We start from the raw sequence: 22499 nt of genomic DNA, 5'->3' as shown, positions 1-22499 counted from the left end.
CGAAACAGCCAAGAACCGTGGGCGGCGCCACGTACACGCACTTGCAGGACCGCCTCAGATGCCTTGTGAGACCACAGGGGGCGGTTCGAGCCCCACAGAACAGCACCGGTTTGTCGGCCACGGGCACCCATTGCTTCGGCGGGATGTGTGTGATCGGCCGCAGCCGCGTGCCGAGCCCGGCGACGAGCACGAGAGCCTTCATGGCCGTGCCAGCTTGACACTGCGGTCGAGCAGAGTGAGTCCTCCGATCGCCGTCAGCAGTCGATCGTCGGCGTTGTTCAGGCTCGCCGATCGGAGGTCGCGGAAATGCCGCTCCAGCGGGATGGGCGAGGCCCTGAGGTACCCGGTGGCCATCCCCGCGAGCTGGACCAGGTGGTGCACGGCTCGGAAGGTCAGCTCGGCCGCCGCTACCTTCACCGTATTGAGGTGGATCTGCACGGGCGGAGAGTCGAGCGATCGACCGTCGCGCCGGTGGCTGAGCACCTCGCCGGTGACCGAGTGGAGGTAGGCGCTCACCATCTCCAGGTCCATGCGGATTCGGGCCAGCCGCTCCCGGACCAGATCTGAGCTCGGATGGAGGCTGGGAGGGCGTTTGGTGGAGCCGATGTGCCTGACGACATCGCTCAGACCGGCCTTGGCCGCGCCGAGCCAGCAGGCTGCCCAGCCCACGTGACCCACCGGGATCAAGCTGTCGATGGCCACAGCCCTGAACTCACCCGGCTCGCCGACGATCTGGTGCGACGGCACCGCGCCGGATAACCGCATGCTGATGCTGTGCGTGCCTCGCATGCCGAGGGGATCCCAGGTGCCGTAGGTCTCACTGGTGAGCTGGTCGCGCCCGACGTACACCAGTGTGACCTTGTGCTCGGAGGAGCTCTCTGCGGCCCGCATGGTGATCAGGAAGCCATCCGCGTGCTCGCCGCCGGTGACGACCGGGGCGTCTCGCTCGACCTGGATGAGGTCACCGGCGTCACGCAAGGGGGATACAGCTGTCAGGAGATTGCCGCCCTTGGCTGGTTCCGTAGTGACGGAGGCGATATAGACCTCGCCCACGGCGATGCGCGGCAGCAGGGCGGCCAGCAACTGTGGTGCGGCGTGCCTGACCAGCGCGTCGACCTGCTGGCAGTGCATGGCCCAGATCATGGCGGTGGACAGGCAACCCGACGCGAGCGTTTGCGCAACGGCGACCAGATCGTCCAGGTCCCCGCCCAGACCGCCGTGCTCGGCAGGCACCAGCAGGCCGAGCAGGCCGCTCGCCCGCAGTGCCTTCATCGCTGCTTCGGGGAAGCACGCGGCAGCATCGACGCGCGCCGCGTGCTCGGCGAGGACGGGTACGACATCTCCTGCCAGGTCGAGCGGATTCACATGTCCCCCTGATAGGCGTTGATCGCCGATTCCGGCATCAGCAGCTCGGGCAGGGCCGCCCTGTCGAGCTTTCCCGAGGTGTTGCGCGGCAGGCGCGCCACGACCCGGCACACCGAGGGGGTACGGCTGGCGTCCAGCCGCGCGCGCAGCGCGCGAAGTACCTCGACAGGTGTGAGAGAAGCGATGACGAGGAGTGCCGCCTCGCGGCCCGGCGCGGGCGGTACAACGGCAGCCTCGCTGACGCCGGGAATCTCTCTGGCGGCCGCTTCGATCTCCAGCGCGCTCACCCGTGTACCGTGCAGCTTGAAGATCTGGTCGCGGCGGCCGTCGAAATGCAGGTAGCCCTCCGCATCCAGCCAGCCGTGGTCTCCCGTGCGCAGCCAGCGCTCACCCGTCAGGGGGTCGCGGCAGAAGAAGCGGGCGCTGAGCTCGGGATCGCGCCAGTAACCCGCCATGACATGTGGGCCACTGACCATGATCTCGCCGGACTCGCCGGTGGGTGCCTCGCTCCCGTCCGGGCGGAGGATGCGCACGCTCGTGCCGCGTAGCGGCCTACCCAGCGCGCCGGGATGGTGGAGGTCCCCGTCAACCTCCATGATCGAGACTCGCTTGCATTCGGTTATGCCGAACATGAGCTGCACGCCGGCGCCGGAGAACCGCTCGCGCAGGCCCGCGATCGTCGCCCGCGGTAGCTCCTCGCCCGTGTTGGTGAACAGCCGCACCCGGGTAGGTGACCGATCGCGCCGGCCGAGGCTCAGCAGCATCGCGGCAAGGGAAGGCACGACGGGGACCACGGTGACTCCGTGGTGTTTGATCAGTGCGAGCAGCCTGGCGTCGGCGTCCTGACCGGCCAGTACCAGCTCGGCTCCGCAGAGCACAGTGAGGAAGGCCTGGTAGAGGCCGTAGTCGAAGGACAGGGGCAACTTGCAGAGCACGACGTCGTCCGCCCGGTAGCTCAACCGTTCAGCGATGGCTCGCGTGGCGAAGAGCACATGAGAGTGGTGACCGACGACGGCCTTGGGCACCGCCGTGCTGCCTGAGGTGTAGATCAGCAGGAGCGGGTCGTCCCGCGCGGCCTGCGCGCCCGGCGCCTTGTGGCCACCCCAGTCGGGCAACTCATCGTCGATGACGACCACAGGGTCAGCGTCGCTGAGGATGTGGTTCACCTGGATGGCCGTGGCGGTCTCGCTGACCGGCACGAACACCGCGCCCAGCCGAGCGCAGGCGAAGAGCACGGCCAGCACACGGCGGTCGGGTCGAGCGCGAATCATGACCCGGTCCCCGTGACCGACGCCCTGCTCGCTCAGCCAGCCCGCGCACGCCAGGCTCTGCTCCAGGAACTCGGCATAGGTCCAGGAGCCATGTTGATCGCGTACGGCAGGCGCCCCGGGAGCCCTCGTGCTCGCGAACTGGAGCATCTCGTGGACCAGGCGCAGATGGAACCCATCGGTCACCGGCGACCTCCCCTCGGTTACCGTCGCCGACTTCGCATTGTTGATGGAAGAGGTCGGGCAGACAACAGTCCCGGCTACCCCCAGAATCGAGGACACGTGACCTTCTTGTAGCGGTCCGAGCCTGCCTCTACGTTGAGGAACGGCCTGGCCAAACGCGGGGGAGGACCGCTCATGACCGAGCTACTCGCGGAGGCTGAGAGTGCCGCACGCCGCGCGGTCGGTTCGGGCACGCTTTCCGACGCCTGCATGTCCGCTGGGAGGCCCGCGACGACATCCAGGAAGCGTTCATCAAACCGGCCTGCGCTCATCCGCCGACGGCGACGTCTCGCCTCCTTGCGCGAGGAGCTCCGCATGACACTTACGATCACGGGACGTGGCTGGCAGCAGGCGGCGGTGTACTCACCGATCTCACGTCATCGTGGCCACCGAAATCTAACGGCGCGAGGGTCGTCCGGGCTGTCACCCAATCTCGGGACGTGCCCCCGCGCACCGCGGGGATCAGGCTTGTTGTCATCGCCGTCTTGAGGAGAGTGTTGCGTTGAGTGCCGTGCTGACCAGCCCCTTGCTGCGGCGGTGCGGAGGCTCCGCGCAGCCGTCGATGAGGCCGATCTGCCTGCCGTACGTCCGGGCGGGCGCCTCCCTGCGCGACAGCAGGCGACTCTCCGGCAAGTTCGGGGTCGAGGTCTGGGCGGTGCGGCCGCCCGGCCGGAAGGATCGCTGGTGCGAGAGCCCGGTGCGGCGGATCGAGCCGATGGTGGCGGCGGCGGGGGCCATGGGGCCGCTGCTTGACCGTCCCCTTCCACCGTTCGGTCGCGGCATGGGCGCGTTGCTCGCCTACGAGCTGTGCCGTACCCGGAGGGACGGGCCCGTACCGGCTGTTGGTCTCGGCGCATCGCGCTCCCGACCTGTCGCGGTCGCCGCCGGCTCGACCGCGATCGCATCCCGATGACCAAGAGTCTCGTTCACGTCTGTCGGCGGCCTGGGGAACTCGACGCGCCCGCGATGGAGCGGGCGCCGGACCACTCCGTGACGCGGCACGCAACGCTGCGGCAGCGATGCGCGCACCGCGACAGCAGGGTCTCGGTCAGGAACGTGGCACGCGGATCGGTGCTGCTGACCGCCACTGAGTCCGCCGGACGGGAGCTGCGCGAAGAAGTCGACCAGCCCTTCGACGTCCTTACCCGGTCGCAGATCCGGCGGGGCGCGGTCATGTCAGAGCAGCCGCGCGCCGATCGGGCGGCCGACCTGGAGTCGGCGCCGGCAGGCGTACTTCATGAGGTCGGCGGATGAGTGACAGGGTTGCCGTGGTCAGCGGTGCCAACAGGGGGCTCGGCCTGGCGATCGTACGTGCTCTCGCCGAGCGCGGCCTGCGCGTGGTGCTGACCAGCAGATCGCGGGAGCGCGGTGCGGAAGCGGCGAGTGGGCTCGGTGCCCACGGGTCGGCTGTGGCCGTACACGCCCTGGATATCACCGATGCCGACAGTGTGGCCGAGTTCACGAGCTGGCTGCACGTCACCTTCGGGCGCTGCGACGTGCTGGTCAACAACGCGGCCATCTTCATCGATGGCCCGCAGGACGGGATCACGGCGGATCTGGACTCCGTCCGGGTGACGTTGGAAACCAACCTGCTAGGCGCCTGGCAGCTCACCCAGGCGCTGGTACCCGCCATGCGCGCTGGGCGCTACGGCCGGATCGTCAATGTTTCGAGCAGCGCGGGGAGGCTGAGCACCATGCGGATGGGGGCCCCCGCCTACCGGATCTCCAAGACCGCGCTCAACGCCTTGACCCGCATGATCGCCGACGAGTTGCGCGACGACGGCATTCTGGTCAATGCCTGCTGCCCGGGCAAGGTGCGCACCGACATGGGCGGCCCGGCGGCGCCGGTCTCGCCGGAGGAGGCCGCGGTCACGCCCGTCTGGCTCGCGACCCTGCCCGCGGATGGTCCCACTGGCAAGTTCTACCGCGACTGCCGGGAGCAGGAATGGTGACACATCGACCGGAGGTGCCCGATGCCCGAACCGGACAGTGAGCTGGCCGAACTGACCGAGAGCTTGGTGACCATCTGGCGGCAGGTTCTGCGGATGGCGGAGATCGACGCGGACAGCCACCTGATGGATCTGGGGGCCACCTCACTCACCGCGGTTCGTCTCCGATCGCGGGTGCGTGCGGAGCTCGGTAAGGAGATCGACCTCGTGGAGTTCCTGGAACATCCGACTCCGCGGGAGCTGGCGCCGGTGATCGCGGAGGCGCCGGCCTGGAGTGGGCCGCAGCCGTGGCACCAGATCGAATGGACGCCCGAGAGTGGATGAGATCGTCGTCGATTTTCAGGGCGCCAGGTCGAGATCGGGAGACCTGACCTGGGCCCAGCGCGAGATGTGGCACCTGCATGCCCGGTTCCGGCCCCATCACTACTACTTCAACTTTGGCCGGCTGCTCCCCGTGCCGCGAGGGCGAACGGTCGAGGACGTCGCCGACGCCGTCCGACGCCTGGTGGAGTGCTACGAGGCATTTCGCACCACGATCAGTGTCGGGCCTGACGGCAGTCCGCGTCAGCACGTGGCCGGCAGCGGGGAATACCGCCTCGCGTTGCATGAGGCGGGCAAGGCGGACGGCGAGCTGGCGGAGCAGCTGTCCTACGAGTACAAGGGGCATGCGTTCGAGGACGAGGAGTGGCCGCTCAAGGCCGCGGTGATCACGTGTGAGGGCACGCCCACTTATGTGCTGTTCATGTTCTCGCACCTGGCTGTCGACCGGCTGGGCTCCGAACTGGCCTGCGGCACCTTTGCCAAGCTGCTCAAGGGAGAGCCGGACGACCTGCCTGCCGCCCTCACCCACCCCCTGGACCAGGCAGAGGCCGAGACCTCACCCGCGGGACTCCGCAGCGCGAGGCGATCGGCCGACTACTGGCGGCGCACGCTGGCGACGATCCCGCCGACGATGTTCACCAAGCGAGAGCCGGAGGTTTCCGCGTCCTGGTCACCGGCAGGGAATCTCGACTCCGTGGCGGCGGCTCTGGCCGCCGCCACGCTTGGGGCCGAACTGGGCGCCTCGAGCACGGGGGTGGTTCTGGCCGCCGTTTCCGCGCTTCTCAGCGTGCGCACCGGTCAGAGCACTGTGGCGCTCCGGCTGGTCGCAGCCAACAGGAGTTCGCCCGCGCTGCGGGAGATGGTGGGTACTCAGGCACAGACCGGACTGTTCGCGGTCGATGTCACCGACGCCTCCTTCCACGAAGTGATCCACCGCTCTTGGGCCGCCTCGCTGCTGGCCTACCGCCATTCCTCCTATCCACCGGAACTGATCAGAGAGGCCATCGAAGAGGTGAGCGAGCAGCGCGGCGTCGAGTTCGACCTGGGCTGCGACGTGCGGGCCGCCACCGGCTTCAAGCAGGCCCCGCTGCGCCGCCATACGCCGGAGGAGCTTGAGCGGGCCATGCCGCACACCACCTTCCGGCGCAGCGTGCTGTGGGACCGGCGGCAGCTGCTCAGACTCGACATCGGTGGCGTGCAGGGAGCGAGCCTGTGGCTCTCGCTGGGCGCCGATCCGACCGTCATGACGGCCGCGGACGTGGAGATCTTGCTCCGGGGGATCGAACGGCTCCTGGTGCGGGCGGTGTCCGCCGACATAGAGCTGAAGGAGATTCCCGGTCTCGTGGGCTGGTGACGACGGCCAGCTGCTTGAGCGTCTGGAAGACGAGCTCGGGTTCGAGCCCGAAGTCGACCAGGCAGGCCACCTCGTCGACCCCGATCGAGGCGAGATCGTCCAGCCGGGCCGCGACCTCCTCCCGCCCGCCGATCAGGCCACGCTCGGCCGCGTACTTCCGGGCCGCGTAACTGGCCAGCTCGTCCTTCTCCTCCTCGGTGAGCTCCTCCAGATCGCCCGCGCGGACCGTGCGGTCGTGCAGGTCGAGGAACTCGCGCTGATAGGTGATCAACGGCCGCTCCACGGCCGCCAGCGCCTGCTCGGCTGTCTCCGTGACGCAGGCGTGCATCATGAGCGTGACGTGCGGCCGCCCGCCGGGTGACGCGGGAGAGAATGCTTCGCGATAAACCCGGACATTCCGCTCCACCTGCGACCTGTCCTGCTGAAGATAGGCGGTCAGCACGCGGCAGCCGCGCCGCGCCGCCTCCTCGAACGTGGCCGGCCCCGACATGGCGGTCAGCCACAGCGGAATGTCCCGGCCCATGGGCGCCGGATAGGTACGCACCGGCGGCAGTTCACCGTCGGGACTCAGGGCGAGTTCTTCACCTCGCCACAGCGCCCGCAGCGTGTCAACCGTGGCGAAGGTGTGCTCGCGCCGCTGTTCGTAGCCGACCTGGCCGAGCACGAAGTCGCCACGGTTCCAGCCGGTGGCCAGCGACAGCCCCGCGCGGCCGTTGGACAGCGCGTCGACCATCGCCCATTCCTCAGCCACCCTGGCCACGTGGTGCAGCGGCATGACCACGCTGCCCGCGCGCAGGCCGATCCGGTTCGTCCGCGTCGCGAGCGCGGCGGCCAGCACCGCCGGGCTCGGGAACAGCCCGCCGAAGGAGTGGAAATGGCGCTCCGGCATCCAGATCGCCTCGAAGCCCAGATCCTCCGCCAGCACTGCGGTTTCCAAAATGAAGGAGTAGCGGTCAGGCGCGGCCCCGCGGTCGGCGCTGGAGAAGAAGAAGACGCTCAGCTTCATCCGCGCGCCGGCTGCCTGCCGGCCCTCTCGAGGAGGTCGGCGATGGCCGCCCATAACGTGGCCGGCGTGCGGAAAGTGTCGCCGATGAGCAGTTCGTCGGGAAACTCCACCTCGTAGGTCTCCTCGATCGAGACCAGCAGCTCGACCAGGGCGAGCGAGTCGACGCCGGCCTCCCGCAGATCCAGGTCGGATACGACGGGCGCGGCTTCGTCGAGCAGCACCAAATGCGGACGCAGCACCATCTCGAAGGACCCGTCCCAGCTTTCCATGTAATCTCCCACGATCAGTTCGAGACGATGCTGTCGATCTCGGCGAGATGATCCGCCGTGAGCCGCAGTCGCACCGCGTCGACCGCCGCTTCGATGTGTTCGGCCCGCCGGGTGCCCACAATCGCGCAATCCACTGCAGGGTTGGCCAGCGTCCACGCGACCGCGAGCTGAGCGACCGTGGCCTCCAGCTCCTTGGCGGCGAACGTGGCGAGCCGATCGACGACCTGGATGGTCTTTCTGTACGGTTCGCCGCGGAAGGCGGGCGCGAATCCCCGCCAGTCGTCCTCGAAGGTGGTGTCTTCGGTGAGTGCCCCTGACAGCAGGCCGTTGGCCAGCGGCGCATAGGCGAGCGTGCCGATGTCGTGCGCCCGCGCGTAGGGCAGTTCGGCGCTCTCTACGCGCCTGCGAAACAGGTTGTACGGCGATTGCACGACCTCCACCGCCCGGCCGGCGGCGAAGGCAGTCATCTGCTCGGGACTGTAGTTGGAGACCCCGACATGCCGGATGGTCCCCGCGTCGACGAACTCGTTCAGGAATCCCGCCACCTCGGCGTAGGGAATGTTCGGGTCGGGCACGTGCACCAGGTAGAGGTCGATGTGGTCGACCCCCAGCGATTCCAGGCTGTTCTCGATGCCCGCCCGGAGCATGCCGGGGCTGGAGTCAGGGTAGGGCTGCCCGGCGTCGCTGATGCGCATCCCGCCCTTGGTCACGATCACCACTTCGTCGCGGCGACTGGTGAGATCCTCCCGCAGCGCCTTGCCGAGGATGCGTTCCGCGGCTCCCCAGCCGTAGGAGTGGGCGGTGTCGAAGATGTTGATGCCCAACGTCCTGGCGTGGCGGATCGCGGCGATGGCCTCGTGCTCGTCGAAGGCGCCCCAGTGTCCGCTCAGTTCCCAGGTGCCGAACGCGATGCGGGAGACGTTCAGCCCGGTCTTGCCCAGTGTGGTATTCACTGCTACCTCCTGTCAGGCACAGTAGAACCGGGCACCACAGGCACGATTGTCGCCGGATTTCGTGACGTTGCCCGAAATAGGGGACAGCTGAGGGTTTGTCGCCGCGACGTCTCCCGGACGGCGGCGACCCTGGCGGTCGGCCGTGCGGAGCTCTCACCATTCCGGTCGGAGCGTGAAACGGTCACCCCTCGTCACTTCAGGACGATCGCGTCAGTTCCGGCTCGATGGATTCGGACTGAGAAAACCGCAATCACTGCCGACGATGTGGCCCAGGAGCGCGGCTCTGGTGAGCTCGGCCTTGTTGCCTGCGCCAAGCTTGGCGCGGATGCGTTTGACGTAGGTGTCGACCGTATGCCGGCTGATGCCCAGTCGGGTGGCGATCTGGCTGTGGGTCAGCCCTTGGGAGATCCGCCGCAGCACCTGCTGTTCCCTCTCGGAGAGGGCGAGCGTGGCCGGCTCTGACATGCCGGCGAGAGAGGCCGTGTCTTTCTGCTTGGGTACTGCCCCCACAGTCGCCTGGCGGATCGTGTCGATGAACACCTCGGGCGGCGCCGATTTGTTGATGACCAGCCGCGCTCCGGCCTCGGTGAAAGCCGCTGTCGTGCCCGACATGGGGTACAGCGCCAGGACGATCACGGTGGCGTATCCGGCCAGGTACGAGATGTGGCGGAATCTTTCCTCGTAGGGCAGGGCCTCCGGGTCGATCAGATACGCGTCCGCCAACCAAGAGATCTGCTCGGTCGGCGAGGTCTGCGCGTCGAGCACCTTGATGCCGGCGTCGGAAAGGACCTGGACCAGGCCGGCCAGAAATACTGGCGATTTATCAAGAATCCCCACTCGGATCATAAAACCCCCAGAAAGAGAAGGAAGAGGCGATAGAGCGCAGCTGTCGGCCCCCTACGCCGCTCCGGCTCGAAAGGAGATATCGGTCAGCCTAGCACCCGCCGAAACGGCCCGCGTCCCTGGATCAAGGGACACAACCAGTCAATCAGCGGAACTATTTCATCGGTTGACGAGTGAGCAACCGCGCCCCAGGAGGGCGCAATCAGTAAGGCGGTCGCCGACCCATGGCAGCGGCCGCGCGAAGGGTCGGCAGAGGCTCCTCGAACATGACAAGCTGCGCTTTCCCGAGCTGGAATCGGGTCGGCAGACGGCGTCGGCGCGTTCGTCGGATGCGTTCCAGATTTCGGCATCGAGAAGTTCGAGCCACGCTTGCTGTTCTTCCAGACCCGATCCGCCGGAATTGAGATCCGGCGAGTACAGAAGCCGGAAGAATTCTTCGTCCGCCATCAATTCCAGCGGCCGAACCAGCGAACCGTCACCAGCCGTTGCGGTGCACCACGGCCGACAGCGGTTTGCGCGGGGCGCGCCGGAACGTGTCGCCCAGGTAATACGCCGTCGGCAGCAGGACGCCTTGAAAAACGGTGTCCGGCAACCGCAGCAGCTCCGCGATCTCGCGTTCATGGCGCAGGTGCAGCATCGTCCAGGTAGTGCCGAGCCCGCGTGCGCGGGCTGCCAGTGCATAGGACCACGCGGCCGGCAGCAGCGAGCCCCAGATCCCCGCCTGATTGGCATCCGGCAGCACGGGCGTGCCGATGTCGATGGCCGCTACGACGAGTACCGGCACCTCGCCCATGTGATCGGCGAGGTAGCGGGAACTGTGCACCTGCCGCCGCTCCGCGGCGTCTTGGTGCGGGGCCCCGGCCGTCTCGTGACCGGAGGCGATCCGCTGCCGCACCTCCTCTTCGAGGTAGGTGTAGTACGCCTGGCGGTAGTAGCCTCCGATGCTGCGCCGCAGATCGGCATCCGTGACGACGATCCAGTGCCAGTTCTGCGCATTCTGCGCGGACGGCGCCTGAACCGCGATCCCGATGCATTCGTCGATCAGTTCCTCTGGGACGGAGCGTGTCAGGTCCAATCGCCACCGTACGCTGCGGGTGGTGGTCAGCAGTTCGTCGGGTGACAGCGCGCCACGTACGGACATGGTGTCATCGGGGGAGGAGGCGGTCATGTCAGCTCGCCCGGCGAAAATCGCGCATGACGACGGCGCGGGTCAGCTCGGCTTTGTTGCCGACCCCGAGCTTCGACCGGATGCGCTTGATATGTGTGTCGAAGGTGTGCTGACTGATGCCGAGGGCGCGGGCGCCCTGCCGGTGCGTCAGGCCGCGCGCGATCTGGGTGATGACCTGCAGCTCCCGAGGCGACAGCGGGTTGGCCTCGTCGGCCCGGACACCTGGTACGGCCCCGTCGTGGCCGCCGTCGGCAGAGGTGTCGTTCGAGGCGCCGATGAATCTTCTGCCGCCGGCGACTGCTCGCAGCCCTTCGACGACGACGTCGACCTGGGCGCATCGGTCGAGGACGCCGGTGACACCGGCTCGAATGAAACTGTCGACGCTGCCATGGACGGTGTGATCCATGATGACCGCGACGGGTGCGGCCGGCAGGACTTCAGCCAGCAGATCTTCCCACGTCATGTCCCGAACCGTGGTCGGGGCGATCAGGAAAACGTCTGTTCCCCACCGGGAGGCCGACATGGGACCAATCGCGTCGCTCTTCACCACGAAGCCTTTGTCGCGCAACACAGTGGCCAGTCCGTGAACGAAGACCGGGCACGTGTCGATAACGCTTACCTTTATCATCCAACACCCTTACGGCGCGCTGAGGCGGTGTCACCTATTGGCTGTCGAGGTTCTGTCAATGGACAACTCCGACGCCCGGCGGCGGACGATCCGGCCGCCGTAATGGCGATTTGCTCGCCGCCGCCCGGCACTTCGTCCAGATCATGCAGTTCTTCTCCCTCGGATCCGCATGGTGCAAAAACTCTCGTAGGCCGTCGATGCGGCCACGGGTATTAATGGGCGAGCCGGTGGGGCGACATCCCAGGCCAGCCTGCCCGGCTGTCTTCAATTGGTCTTCCGGCCGGCGCCCCGCCGGCCGAAGATCGATCTTCTCGGCTATTCTTGCCGCGAGTCGTCAAATGTAGTGCCTGCGTCTATATTCCAACTACACGCGAGCTGAACCGTTGTCTCCAGCGGTTTTCCGGCCAGCCCCCGGCCCTTCGCGATGCCGCGAGAACGGGCCCGTGCGGGGATAAGTTCCTCTCCCCGGCAGGGGCTGATCCTTCTGGTGTGACTGCATGGTTTTGTTGGTCGGCGTTCACGCACAGTGGCGTAAGGTCAGCCTTACTCTGTGTGCCCACTTCGTATTCTGCTCATTAGGGCGAGGAGTAGACGAAGTGTCACTGAACAAGCGAGTCAACTCGCGCGACGGTTATTTTGGCGGAGGCGGCGCATGCCGGTGATCCGGCCGGCGATCGGCGGGACTCCTCACGGCCGGGTGGGGTCAGCCGGTGCACATGTCGTGGTTCGCCCGTGCGCGCCGGATGTCGTACACCGCCTGCGCGTGCCGTAGCAGAAAGAGCCTGGTCATCGGATGGTCTCCCGGGTGATGCGCAGGCGGGAGGCGGAGATCGGCTCTTCGCCGCGGAAGACGATCTCGGCGGGGGCAGGGCGGCTCAGGAAGGCGATCAGACTGGCGGTCAGGCCGTAGGCGCCGAGGTTGGGGAAGGCGAGGAGATCGCCAGGGGTGAGCCCAGCGAGCCGGGTCGAGCGCGACAGGACGTCCGCCGGGGTGCAGAGCGGTCCGGCCAGCGTGACGGTGGAGGTCTGCTCGCCGGACTCCGCGACGGGAACCGGGGCAGCGTCAGGGAGCATGCGGCCGAGGCCCGACAGACCGCCCAGGTGATGGATGCCGGTGTCCAGCAGAACGAAGGTCCGGTCGGCGCGCTGCTTGATGTCGGCCACGGAGCAGATGAGCGTGCCACAGCCGCCGACCAGGTGCCTGCCGGACTCGAAGGCGATCAGCGGGCTGCCGTCGCGCCATCCAGGCAGGTGGGCGTCGAGCACCTTCTCCAGGCGGCGGCGGAGCGTCGGGTAGCGCGGACGGGCGCCTGGCTTGGCGTACGGCGCGGCGAACCCGCCGCCGAGATCCAATTGCTTCAAGCGAAGCCCGGTCTCCCGCCGCAGCCTGGCGGCCGTCGCGATGCTCCCCGCGACTTCGCCGAACAGGCACTCCTCGTCGGCCACGTTACTCACCGGGAAGAAGTGAGCGCCGACAACCTGCGCGCCTTCGACGTCGGCGAAGCGCTCCGGCTCCGCCAGGAGCTCCCGCGCGTCCACGCCGAACTGGGAGGATACGCCGGTCATGCGCAGACCGGCGGCGCCGCTCGCCGAGCCGGAGACGCGGATCAGGCAGCGGGCGAGCTTCCCGGCGGACGCGGCCGCGCGGGCCACCCGCCTATAGTCGGCGGAGGACTCGACGGAGAAGAGCGTGACCCCGGCGTCGAGCGCGGCCGCGATCTCCTCGGCTGACTTCGCGGGTCCGGTGTAGAGGCAGTCGGCGCCCGGGAAGCCGGCGGCCCGCGCGGCCGCGAGCTCACCCTCCGAGCTGATCTCCGCGTGACAGTCGCCCTCTCTCAAGGTCGCGGCGATCTGGGGGTGCGGGTTGGCCTTCAGCGAGTAGTAGAGCGCGGCCTCGGCGGGAAGCGCGTCACGCAGGTCGGCGAGCGCGGCAACCACCGCGTCCAGCTGATAGACGTAAAGCGGGCTGCCGTATTCGCTGACCAGCTTCGATTCGGCCACGTTGGCCAGGTGAAACGTCATCGCACCTCCGGATCGTCGCCGACGATATGACCGAGGATCGGTCGCATCCATTGGGGACATGCCTGAGCCGGCGGCCGGGGTGGCGGCCCGCTTTGACCCTTCGCCCACGTGCCGCCGCGGTCGAGCGGGCGCCGTCCAAGCGACCTTGATAATTGTGGGCTCGCCTGAGCGGGATGCGCTCCGTGACGATGACGAATGCGGAGATTACGCCAGCACCACCTCAAGCCGTCATGGCCACCCCGCGCACCACGTCGGCCAGGGCGGTCTCGAACGAGGTGAGGCGGTCGCGCTGTCGGGGACTGTCCGGTGAGGCGATCGCGGCCAGGAGGCCGGTGTCGGTCAACGAGATCCAGAGGCCGTACCCGACCCGGTGCGAGGGCGCCAGGTGGACGTGTTGCCAGGCCTCCTGCCGAGCCCCGGTGACCCGGCCGGGTCCACCAGCCGCCCGGTCCGGCGTGGCGGTCCGGTCGTCGGTGAAGGACACGAAGCAGAAGGGATACTCTTCGCCGATGCCGTTGTAGTGTCCGGCAGGTGTGCCGGCCAGCACCTGCGCGATGGGCAGGTCATAATGCTCGATCGCGTCCATCAGCGCGCCACGGGCGGCACGCAGCGTGTCGTCGAACCGTTCGCCGACGGGAAAGTAGAGCGGCAGCGTGTTCGCGTACCACCCGACACTCTCGGCGATGGCCGGGGCGTCGCGGTTGTGCATCGCGACCAGCATGCCCGCCTCCCGCTGGTCGGCGGTTGCGCGCATCGCGATGCCGACCGCGGCGAGCACGCCCATGAGGACGGTGGCCCGTGCGTCACGGCACCGGCGGGCGAACACGTCTGCTTCACCGCCTGACAGCAAGTCGATCCGCACGTACCGGCCGGTGCGCAGGTCCCACGGGCGGGCGTCGACTGGGAACGCCGGTTCCACCGGCCGTCCGCCCAGCAACCGTCGCAGCGCGGCGACCTCCCGGTCGAGCGCGGGACCGTGGGCGAAACGGCGCCGTTGCTCTGCTGCGAAGGCGCCGAAGTCCGCCGGCTGCGGCAGGCCGGCCGGTTCACCCGAGAGAGCGGAGTTGTACAGGGCCTCGATGTCGCGCCGCGCCACAGCCAGCGACCAGCCGTCAGTGATCAGATGATCCATGGACAGGTAGAACACGGGCCGGTCGGACTGGATCACCCCGGCTCGCATCAAGGGCCAGCCCAGCACGTCGAACGGCCGGTTCACTTCGGCGCGGACCAGGCGCTCCACCGCCTCGGCGCCGCTGGGTGGAGAGTCGGTCTCCGTGACCGTGCACCGGATCCGGCTCGGGGTGACGCGCCGGATGGTGACCACCCCGTTCTGGCAATGGAACCGACGCTGCAACGCGCCATGGCGGGCGACAAAGCTGTTGACCGCCGTCTCGAGCGCGGCCACGTCGGCGCGTCCGGGAAGCACACTGGCGAACGCGAGTGTCTTCGCGGTGGGTGGATCACCTCTGAGCCGGGCGGCCTCAGCGGCGCGTACCCGGCGCTCCTGTGCGTAGGAGGGTACGTCGTGGCCGGTGGTCATGGCGTGCCACGTCGCCCGGCGCTCGCGTGAGCCGACAGCTCCGCCGTGGTGTGGGTGAGGACACCGGTGAGGTGGTCGAGGAGGAACAGATGACCGCCCGGGAACGTGAACAGACGAGAGCCCACCGTGGTGTGTTCGCGCCAGGCGAGCATCTCGTCGATGCGTACCTCCGGGTCGTCAAAGGCCGCGAAGCAGGTAATGGGCACGTCGAGCGGGTCGTCGGGGGTGTACCGGTAGGTCTCGCACAGCTCGAAGTCGGCGCGGATCGTGGGCGACATGGCTGCCAGCAGGTCCGGATCCATGACCACCGACCGGGACGGGCCGGCCATCTCGGCGAGCCGGTGCAGCAGGCGCGGTTGCGGTAAGGTGCTCGCCGCGGGGCGCCACCCCGGGAGGTGCGGGGCTCGATGCGCCGACACCAGCAGCCGCACCGGCAGCGCCTTCCCGTCACGGCGCAATCGCCGGCACAGCTCGAACGCGAGCAGAGCCCCCATGCTGTGCCCGAACAGCGCGTAAGGCCGGTCAAGCAGGGGGAGCAGCTCATGCGCCAGCGCGTCCACCACAGGTTCGATCCGTCTCAGCGGCCGCTCCCGGAATCGGCTCTCCCGACCGGGTAGCTGTACCGCCCACACCTCACATGCCAGGTCGTCAGGCAACCGCCACTGCCGGAACATCGCCGCGCCCCCGCCGGCGTACGGTACGCAGATCAGCCTGAGGCCGGGCGCGTCGCTGCCGCCGCACCGCCGTAGCCAGGCCGTGGTCACCAACCCGGTCCCCGGTGACGGGTGGCCGACCCGGCCAGGGTGGTAGGAAACCCTCTGCCGTCCACAACTCCGTCCTTTCAGCAGAAACCCGACTAGACCAGATATACGTTCTTGCAGCCGAACGCCTACCGCAAGGCAGGGTTTGTCCCGGAAATCGGTGACAGCGCGTGCTCATCCGCCGATCGCGTCTCCTCTTTAGGGGACATGCCCGTGCAACGCCGCAGTTTCAAAATGATCGATAAGTCGGTACATGCAGCAAATTGGACGATTGGTGGATGCGCGGTGAACAACTCAGCGGCCGGTCGGCCGGGTACCGATTCGATGGCGCGCATTCATGAAGTGTTCAACCAGTACCGCACCGTCGGTCTCGATGCCAACTTCTTCGAGGCCGGTCTCTCCTCGGTGACCCTTGTTGAGATCATCGACGATCTCCGGAATCTCGGCTTCACGTGCTCGCTCATCGACCTGTACCACTATCCGACGATCCGTGAACTGGCCGCCGCTGTCCGCTCGGCCACCGCACCGGCGACGCCGGACACCTTGCCCTGGCAGATGCAGGCGGAACGACGCGCGTAGCCGGTTTTCGGGACGTGAGGTGACCGGCGCGTACCAACAGAATTCACCGGCAGGGGCGACCAGGCCCACGAGTGGAGGTAATGGATGGCGACGGCGGACTCGATCGCGATCGTCGGTATGGCCGCGAGGCTTCCGGGTGCCGACAACATCGGCGAGTTCTGGGCCAACCTGGTGGCCGGCCGGGACTGCCTCACCGATCTGCCCGACGACGAATTGCTGCGTCATCATGAGGATCCGCAGGACATCGCGAACCCCCGCTACGTGCGGCGACGGCCTGTGCTCACCGAGTCGGACTGCCTGGACCACGAGCTGTTCGGGATGACGCCGCGGGAGGCGGAACTCCGCGATCCGCAATACCGGATCCTGCTGGAAACGGTGTACGGGACGCTGGAACACGCGGGCTACGACCCGGCGCACTACTCCGGCCAGATCGGACTGTTCGCGGCGACCAACATCAACCGCTACAGGTACGACTACATCGAGGCCAACCAGGACGTCGTGGACAGCGTCGGCTACGAAGCGATTTACATCCACAATAATCCCGACTACCTGACCACCTACATCTCTTACAAGCTCGGCCTGCGCGGACCCAGCGCGACGGTGCTGACGGCCTGCTCCAGTTCGCTGGTGGCGGTGCACATGGCGATGACGTCGATCCTGGCCGGCGACTGTGACATGGCGATGGCGGGCGGTGTGGACATCGAGTTCCCGTTCCACCGTGGATACGTGCCGATTCCGGGGGCGATCGCGGCCATGGACGGGGTCGTCCGGTCATTCGACGCGAACAGCACCGGCACCAACTTCGGCGACGGGGTGGGCGTGGTGCTGCTCAAACCTTTGTCGGCGGCCCTTCGGGACAACGACACCATCTACGCCACGATCCTCGGCTCGGCGATCAACAATGACGGCTCCCGCAAGGTCGGCTACACCGCGCCCAGCGTGTCGGGGCAGAGTGAATGCATCCTCAAGGCCCTGCGGCGCAGCGGCGTCGATCCGCGCGACATCAGCTATGTCGAGGCACATGGCACCGGGACCAGGGTGGGTGACCCGATCGAGCTGGCGGGACTGTCCGACGCCTACCGGTCGGCGAGCGCCGGGCCCCTCCCCGCGCAGTACTGCCCCATCGGTTCGGTGAAGTCGAACATCGGCCACCTGGGTCAGGCCGCGGGCGTGGCCGCGCTCATCAAGACGACGCTCGCCCTGCACCACCGGCAGATCCCGCCCAGCATCAACATGTCCACACCCAACCCCGAGGTGGACTGGGCGAACTCGCCGTTCTACGTCAACACAGAGCTGCGGGATTGGCCGGCCGAGCCCGGGCGGCCGCGGCGCGCGGGCGTCAGCTCGTTCGGAATCGGCGGCACGAACTCACATGTGATCGTCGAGGAGTCACCGACGCCCGCGGCCGGGAACGGTTACCGCAGGGCCACCGAGATCCTCACCTGGTCGGCGATGAACGAGACGGCCGAATCCCAGTTGCGCGACCGGCTCGCCACCCACTTCGCGGAGCTGGCGGACGAGCGGTTCGGCGACACGGCCTACACGTTGCGGGTGGGACGCAGCGGCAAACCCGTACGGGCGGCGCTCGCGGCGGTGGACGCGGCGGACGCGGCGGCCGGTCTGCGCGACACTACGAGGGTGTTGACCTGGGACGGAGTACCCAGGGACCTCGTGTTCGCGCTGCCCGGCCAGGGCGCACAGCATCCGGGCATGTGCCGCGAGCTGTACGATCACGAGCCCGCGTTCCGGCAGGGCTGCGATGCCGCGTTCGAGGTGCTGGAGCCGTTGCTGGGCTTCGACCTGCGGGCACTGTGGATGTCGTCGGGCGATCCGAAGCGGTTGGCCGAGACAGAGGTGGCGCAGCCACTGCTCTACGTCTTCGAATACACCCTCGCGCATTGCCTCATGCACTGGGGTGTGTCGCCGGGGATGCTGATCGGGCACAGCCTCGGCGAGCTGGTCGCTGGCGCGGTCAGCGGAGTGTTCGGCTTCGAGGACGGATTGCGCGCGGTCGCCACACGGGCACGGGTCATGCACCGGATGCCGCGCGGCCGGATGCTGGCGGTCGCCGCCGGCCCAGAGGAGATCACCGACCTGGTGAACGCTGATGTCGCGCTCGCCACGATCAACGGGCCACGGCAGGTGGTGCTGGCAGGCCCGGAGGGCGCCATCGACGAGGCCGCCGCGGTGTTGACCGCACGGGCGGTCGCCTGCAAGGTGCTGGCCACGTCGCATGCGTTCCACTCGCCGGCAATGGCCGACGCGGCGGTCGAGCTCGAGAAGGCGCTCGGTGAGCTGAGGCTGTCGTCGCCACGGATTCCGATCATTTCGGCGGCGACCGGCGAGGTGATCAGCGACGACCAGGCCACCACACCCGGCTTCTGGGCGCGGCAGCTGGTCGAGCCGGTGAACTTCGACTCCGTCGCCACGACGGTGTTCGCCAACGGCCCGACGACGGTGGTCGAGGTCGGGTCCGGCATCACGCTGGCGCCGCTGCTCCGTGGCCGGGCGGACCGCCGGGAGTCGCAGAGCCGGATCCTCTCCGCCATCGGCCGAGAAGGTGCCGAACCGGCTTTCGCCAGGACGCTCGCGCAGTTGTGGGTCGATGGGGTGCCCGTCACGTACTGGCGGCACGACGAGGGGCGGGGATACCGGCGGGTCGCCGCGCCCGGCTACCCGTATCAGCGCCGGCGGCATTGGCTGGAGGTCCCGAAGTCCGACGGCCCGCAGCCAGCGACAGAGACACGGACCGACGTCAGCTCCTCGGCCGAGGCCGTCGAACCGGAGACGCCGACGGCAGCGGGCCGGTGGCGGATGGCGGAGCTGGAATGGGTACGGGACCCGTCTCCCGTCATGCACCGGCCGGGCATCGCCTCGGGCAGTGCTGTGCTGCTGACGTCCGCTCGTGGTGAGGGCCGCGCCGCGCAGATGGCGCTGCAACGCGCCGGCTACCGGACGGTGCGGGTGGTGGACAGCCGCACGGACGGCGACACGGGTCGCCTCAGCATCGACCCGACGGATCCGCAAGCCTGGCTGTCGGTCCTGGACAAGGCCGCCGGGGGCGGGGCCGAGCCGGTGGTCATCGCGCACGCCGCGCTGCTCGCCGCGCCGGCGCGGGTCGATCTGTCGAATTTGGACGAGCAATTGGAATCCGGACTGTACTCATTGGCCGGAGCGCTCAAAGCGGCCGTGACCTTCCAGCGCCGCCACGGTGGCCCGATCCGGGTCATGGCGCTGGGCAGCGGATTGGTCGATGTCACCGGCGGCCCGAACGTCAATCCCGCCAGCGCCTCCGTGCTCGGCCTGCTGCGTACCGCCGAGCTCGAGAACCCTGCCCTGTCCTGTTACGCCATCGACGTGACCGAGGCCGTTGCGGAGCACGTGCTCAGCGACACGATCGCCCGCCCCCGGGCTCCCCTGGTGGCGGTACGCGGCGCGACCCGGTGGCTTCCGCGGCTCAAACCCCTGCCACCGCGGGAGCCCGGCCTGCGGCTGCGCCACCGCGGCACCTACCTCGTCACCGGCGGGCTGGGCGGCATCGGTCTCGTCGTGGCCAGGTCGCTGGCCGAAACCGGATATCAGCCGAACATCGCGCTCCTCGGCCGCACCCCGCTGGACGAGCTCGCGGACCGCGCCGCCGTCCAGGCCGAGCTCGAAACGATCGCCGATGCCGGGGCCGAGGTCGCGGATTACGCCGGTGATGTCGGTGACCCGGAGGCGTTGGCGGCGGTGGTCGACGAGGTGCAACGGCGGTTCGGCCCGGTCAACGGCGTCGTCCATTCCGCCGGGATCGCCGGAGGCGGACTGATGGAACTCCGCGACATCGCGGCGATGCGCCGGGTGCTGCACCCGAAGGCGGCCGGCACCCTCGCCATCGAAGAGGTGTTCGCCGACCGGGCGCCACTGGACTTCCTGCTGCTGTTCTCCAGCACCGCGGGCCTCTCAGGGCTGTACGGCAGCGCTGACTACGCCGCCGCGAACGCGTTTCTCGACGCGCACAGCCTCAGCAGGGTCGCCGATCAGCGCCACACCGTCTCGGTGCAGTGGGCCGGGTGGGCCGAGGTCGGAATGCTCGCACGATCTTCCAGCGCGCCCGTCGCTCTCGCAAAGCACCACGTCCGTACGGCCGCCATCGAGCCGTCGACCGGCCCGGCGGGGGACGACGACGTCGTCATCGGCCTGGACGTGGTGCGTACCCCCGGCCAGGACTGGGAGTTCGACGAGCACGTGTTCGACGGCACGCCGGTGCTGCCCGGCACCAGCCTGCTGGAGCTGGCGGTCCTCGGCGCGCGGGCGGTTCGTGGCGGCTGGCCGGTGGAGCTCACCGACCTGGTGTTCCTGGCACCGGTGATCGGGGGCGGTCCACGGCAGCTGCGCGTCGTCGCCCGCCCGGTGGGGAACACGCACCGGATCATCGTGCAGTCCCGGCCCGTCGGCGGCGGGACGTGGACGGAGCACGCGACCGGGACGGCCCGGACCCCCGACCCGGTCGAAGAACCCGACCTCGCCGCGATCGCGGAGCAGTTGCCCACGTCGGCGGATTCGCCTCTGGCGGACTGGATCGATTTCGGGGGACGATGGGAGACCATCACCGAGGTGCGCGGTGCCGACGGAGAGCGGCTCGCCCGGCTGGTCCTGCCCGATCCCTACCATCCCGACCTCGCCGAGCATCCGGTGCATCCGGCGATCGTGGACGTGGCCGCCGGGGTGCTGACCGATCTCGCGCCGGGGCGGCAGTACGCGCCGTTCATCTACCGCAAGGTGCTCGTGCTGGCGCCGCTGACCGCCGACGTCCGGGTTCATGCCCGGTTCGCCAGTGGGGCCGCTCGCGCCGGCCGGCCGGTGGACTTCGACATCTACGACTCCGCAACCGGCCGCCTGCTGATCCGGATGGAGTCCTTCGCGATGCGTGAGATCGCTCCGGGCCAGTTCGGCGCCGGCCGGACGGAGGCGCCATCGGCCGATCCGCAGGCACACCAGCCGCCCCCGACCACCCTGCTGCCTGACGAGGGCGCGGCCATCTTCCAGGACCTGCTCAACGGTGAGTGTCCGCCGGTAGTGCTGGTCGACATGCGGGACCTTCCCCTGGAGGTGCCCGGCATCGGCTGGGCCGGCGAGCAGGCGCCGATGATCAGCAACCACCAGCCGGCCGCCACCGCCATACGCATCGCGAGCGGCGCCGGAGATCGAGACAGTGGTGACGGTGATGGCGAGGAGGCCGTCACGGCGCTGCGGAGGTTGTGGAGCGCCTCGCTCGGTGTGGCGGACATCGGTCTTGACGACGACTTCTTCGAGCTGGGCGGCAATTCCCTCGCCGCGGTGCAGCTGACCTCACGGATCAATGCGCATTTCGGTACCAGCCTGGGCGCCGGCGCGCTCTTCGACGCCAACACCGTGCGGTTGCTGGCGGCCGAGCTGAAGGGCCCGACCGCGCGATGACCACTCACCGACTGTTCACCTCCAAGGCGCTGGCCGGCGAGGTGGCCGTGATCACTGGCGGCAGATCGGGCATCGGGTACGCCATCGCCCATGACTTCCTCGCCTGCGGCGCCGACGTGGTGATCGCCTCTCGCTCGGCCGAGGGGCTCGCCCGCGCGGAAGCGCGGCTGGCCGATGAGACCGGCCGATCGTGCGGCATGGTGCCGTGCGACGTCCGTGACGAAGCCGGCGTCGAACGACTGTACGACTACGTGGCGGCCCGGCATGGGGGCGCCACGATCGTCGTCAACAACGCGGCGGCCAACTTCCGGACGCCGGCGGAACGGATGACCTCTCGCGCGTTCGACGTGGTGGTGGGTACCGACCTCTTCGGAACCTTCCACGTCACCCGCGCCTTCGTGCCGGCCATGCTGGAGGCGGGTCGCGGCGTGATCCTCAACATCACCCTGCCGCGGCCGGAGGCCGGTTTCCCGGGGTTCGCGCACTGCGGTGCCGCGAAAGCCGCCATCATCTCTCTCACCGCCACCTGGGCGTATGAGTGGGGGCGGCGAGGCGTGCGGGTCAACGCGATCGCTCCCGGTCCCGTTCCGACCGACGGTGTGGCGGCGAACATGCTGCACGGTGAGGGAGCCGCCGGGTTCGAACAGATCACCAGCAACATTCCGGTCGGTCGGCTGGGCACTCCGGCCGACATCGCGGCCGCCGCGGTCTTCCTGTGCTCGCCTGCCGCCGGCTGGATCACCGGGCAGAATCTCGTCGTCGACGGCGGCGTCTATCTCAATGGTGGCAACGCGCCACTCATGCGGTGAGGC

19 protein-coding genes and 1 pseudogene are annotated in these 22499 nt (G+C 68.6%); 8 read left to right on the top strand and 12 right to left on the bottom strand.

The annotated features are described in order from the left end of the window. Positions 1–91 precede the first annotated feature (91 nt). The 3 genes and pseudogenes from AB0H84_RS22260 to AB0H84_RS22250 form a co-directional block, all read right to left on the bottom strand. A pseudogene (locus tag AB0H84_RS22260) lies at positions 92–202 on the bottom strand (sugar phosphate nucleotidyltransferase); the annotation flags it as partial. Beyond that, complete coding sequence (locus tag AB0H84_RS22255; RefSeq protein WP_357607081.1) at positions 199–1365, bottom strand: acyl-CoA dehydrogenase family protein; 1167 nt, start codon at positions 1363–1365, stop codon at positions 199–201. The pseudogene AB0H84_RS22260 and the gene AB0H84_RS22255, both read right to left, overlap by 4 nt. Beyond that, the gene (locus AB0H84_RS22250; protein WP_357607078.1) at positions 1362–2819 is read right to left on the bottom strand and encodes an AMP-binding protein; all 1458 of its coding nucleotides are present in this window, start codon (positions 2817–2819) and stop codon (positions 1362–1364) included. The genes AB0H84_RS22255 and AB0H84_RS22250 overlap by 4 nt, the downstream gene beginning before the upstream one ends. Positions 2820–3357: 538 nt before the next feature. Here AB0H84_RS22250 and AB0H84_RS22245 point away from each other — a divergent pair. Genes AB0H84_RS22245 through AB0H84_RS22225 form a run of 5 tightly spaced genes read left to right on the top strand, consistent with a single transcriptional unit; the run spans position 3358 to position 6479 of the window. Then, positions 3358–3768 carry a hypothetical protein gene (locus AB0H84_RS22245; RefSeq protein ID WP_357607075.1) on the top strand — a complete coding sequence of 137 codons (411 nt, stop codon included), beginning with the start codon at positions 3358–3360 and terminating at the stop codon, positions 3766–3768. Next, positions 3765–4109, top strand: a complete 345-nt coding sequence (locus AB0H84_RS22240; protein ID WP_357607072.1) for a hypothetical protein — start codon at positions 3765–3767, stop codon at positions 4107–4109. Before AB0H84_RS22245 ends, AB0H84_RS22240 begins: the two co-directional genes overlap by 4 nt. Continuing rightward, a complete protein-coding gene (locus AB0H84_RS22235) occupies positions 4106–4807 on the top strand; it encodes an SDR family oxidoreductase (protein ID WP_357607070.1) in 702 nt (233 codons plus the stop codon). Before AB0H84_RS22240 ends, AB0H84_RS22235 begins: the two co-directional genes overlap by 4 nt. A gap of 21 nt (positions 4808–4828) precedes the next feature. After that, positions 4829–5128 carry an acyl carrier protein gene (locus tag AB0H84_RS22230; protein WP_357607067.1) on the top strand — a complete coding sequence of 100 codons (300 nt, stop codon included), beginning with the start codon at positions 4829–4831 and terminating at the stop codon, positions 5126–5128. Then, on the top strand, positions 5121–6479 hold the full coding sequence (locus AB0H84_RS22225; protein WP_357607064.1) for a condensation domain-containing protein: 1359 nt from the start codon (positions 5121–5123) through the stop codon (positions 6477–6479). The genes AB0H84_RS22230 and AB0H84_RS22225 overlap by 8 nt, the downstream gene beginning before the upstream one ends. Here the strand turns inward: AB0H84_RS22225 and AB0H84_RS22220 are convergent. The 9 genes from AB0H84_RS22220 to AB0H84_RS22180 all read right to left on the bottom strand — a co-directional run bounded on the left by AB0H84_RS22220 (position 6367) and on the right by AB0H84_RS22180 (position 15672). Next, on the bottom strand, positions 6367–7485 hold the full coding sequence (locus tag AB0H84_RS22220) for a MupA/Atu3671 family FMN-dependent luciferase-like monooxygenase (RefSeq protein WP_357607061.1): 1119 nt from the start codon (positions 7483–7485) through the stop codon (positions 6367–6369). The two genes, AB0H84_RS22225 and AB0H84_RS22220, sit on opposite strands and share 113 nt — an antisense overlap. Beyond that, entirely contained in the window at positions 7482–7754 is a 273-nt protein-coding gene (locus AB0H84_RS22215) for a phosphopantetheine-binding protein (RefSeq protein ID WP_357607058.1), read from the bottom strand. Before AB0H84_RS22215 ends, AB0H84_RS22220 begins: the two co-directional genes overlap by 4 nt. 14 nt (positions 7755–7768) lie before the next feature. Continuing rightward, positions 7769–8707 carry an aldo/keto reductase gene (locus AB0H84_RS22210; RefSeq protein ID WP_357607055.1) on the bottom strand — a complete coding sequence of 313 codons (939 nt, stop codon included), beginning with the start codon at positions 8705–8707 and terminating at the stop codon, positions 7769–7771. 210 nt (positions 8708–8917) lie between these two features. Continuing rightward, positions 8918–9544 carry a response regulator transcription factor gene (locus AB0H84_RS22205; protein ID WP_357607052.1) on the bottom strand — a complete coding sequence of 209 codons (627 nt, stop codon included), beginning with the start codon at positions 9542–9544 and terminating at the stop codon, positions 8918–8920. Positions 9545–10025: 481 nt separating this feature from the next. After that, positions 10026–10718, bottom strand: coding sequence for a nitroreductase family protein (locus AB0H84_RS22200; protein ID WP_357607049.1), 693 nt, complete (start codon positions 10716–10718; stop codon positions 10026–10028). 1 nt (position 10719) lies between these two features. Then, positions 10720–11289, bottom strand: a complete 570-nt coding sequence (locus AB0H84_RS22195; protein ID WP_357607047.1) for a LuxR C-terminal-related transcriptional regulator — start codon at positions 11287–11289, stop codon at positions 10720–10722. 843 nt (positions 11290–12132) lie between these two features. Next, on the bottom strand, positions 12133–13368 hold the full coding sequence (locus AB0H84_RS22190; protein WP_357607044.1) for a type III PLP-dependent enzyme: 1236 nt from the start codon (positions 13366–13368) through the stop codon (positions 12133–12135). Between the two features lie 220 nt (positions 13369–13588). Beyond that, entirely contained in the window at positions 13589–14908 is a 1320-nt protein-coding gene (locus AB0H84_RS22185; protein ID WP_357607042.1) for a condensation domain-containing protein, read from the bottom strand. Then, positions 14905–15672: an alpha/beta fold hydrolase gene (locus AB0H84_RS22180; protein WP_357607038.1), complete on the bottom strand. Its 768-nt coding sequence runs from the start codon at positions 15670–15672 to the stop codon at positions 14905–14907. The genes AB0H84_RS22185 and AB0H84_RS22180 overlap by 4 nt, the downstream gene beginning before the upstream one ends. 111 nt (positions 15673–15783) lie before the next feature. On the opposite strand from AB0H84_RS22180, the gene AB0H84_RS22175 reads away from it, so the two are divergent. From AB0H84_RS22175 to AB0H84_RS22165, 3 genes are all read left to right on the top strand, one after another. Next, a complete protein-coding gene (locus AB0H84_RS22175) occupies positions 15784–16248 on the top strand; it encodes an acyl carrier protein (protein WP_357607035.1) in 465 nt (154 codons plus the stop codon). Positions 16249–16332: 84 nt separating this feature from the next. Beyond that, the gene (locus AB0H84_RS22170) at positions 16333–21687 is read left to right on the top strand and encodes an SDR family NAD(P)-dependent oxidoreductase (RefSeq protein WP_357607032.1); all 5355 of its coding nucleotides are present in this window, start codon (positions 16333–16335) and stop codon (positions 21685–21687) included. Next, positions 21684–22496 (top strand): SDR family oxidoreductase, encoded by an 813-nt coding sequence (locus tag AB0H84_RS22165; RefSeq protein ID WP_357607030.1) that lies wholly within the window; start codon positions 21684–21686, stop codon positions 22494–22496. The genes AB0H84_RS22170 and AB0H84_RS22165 overlap by 4 nt, the downstream gene beginning before the upstream one ends. The last annotated feature ends 3 nt before the right edge of the window (positions 22497–22499 follow it).

The organism is Nonomuraea sp. NPDC050786 (genome assembly GCF_040654115.1).
GTDB lineage: Bacteria > Actinomycetota > Actinomycetes > Streptosporangiales > Streptosporangiaceae > Nonomuraea.
This window is presented reverse-complemented; position numbering and strand designations above follow the sequence as displayed.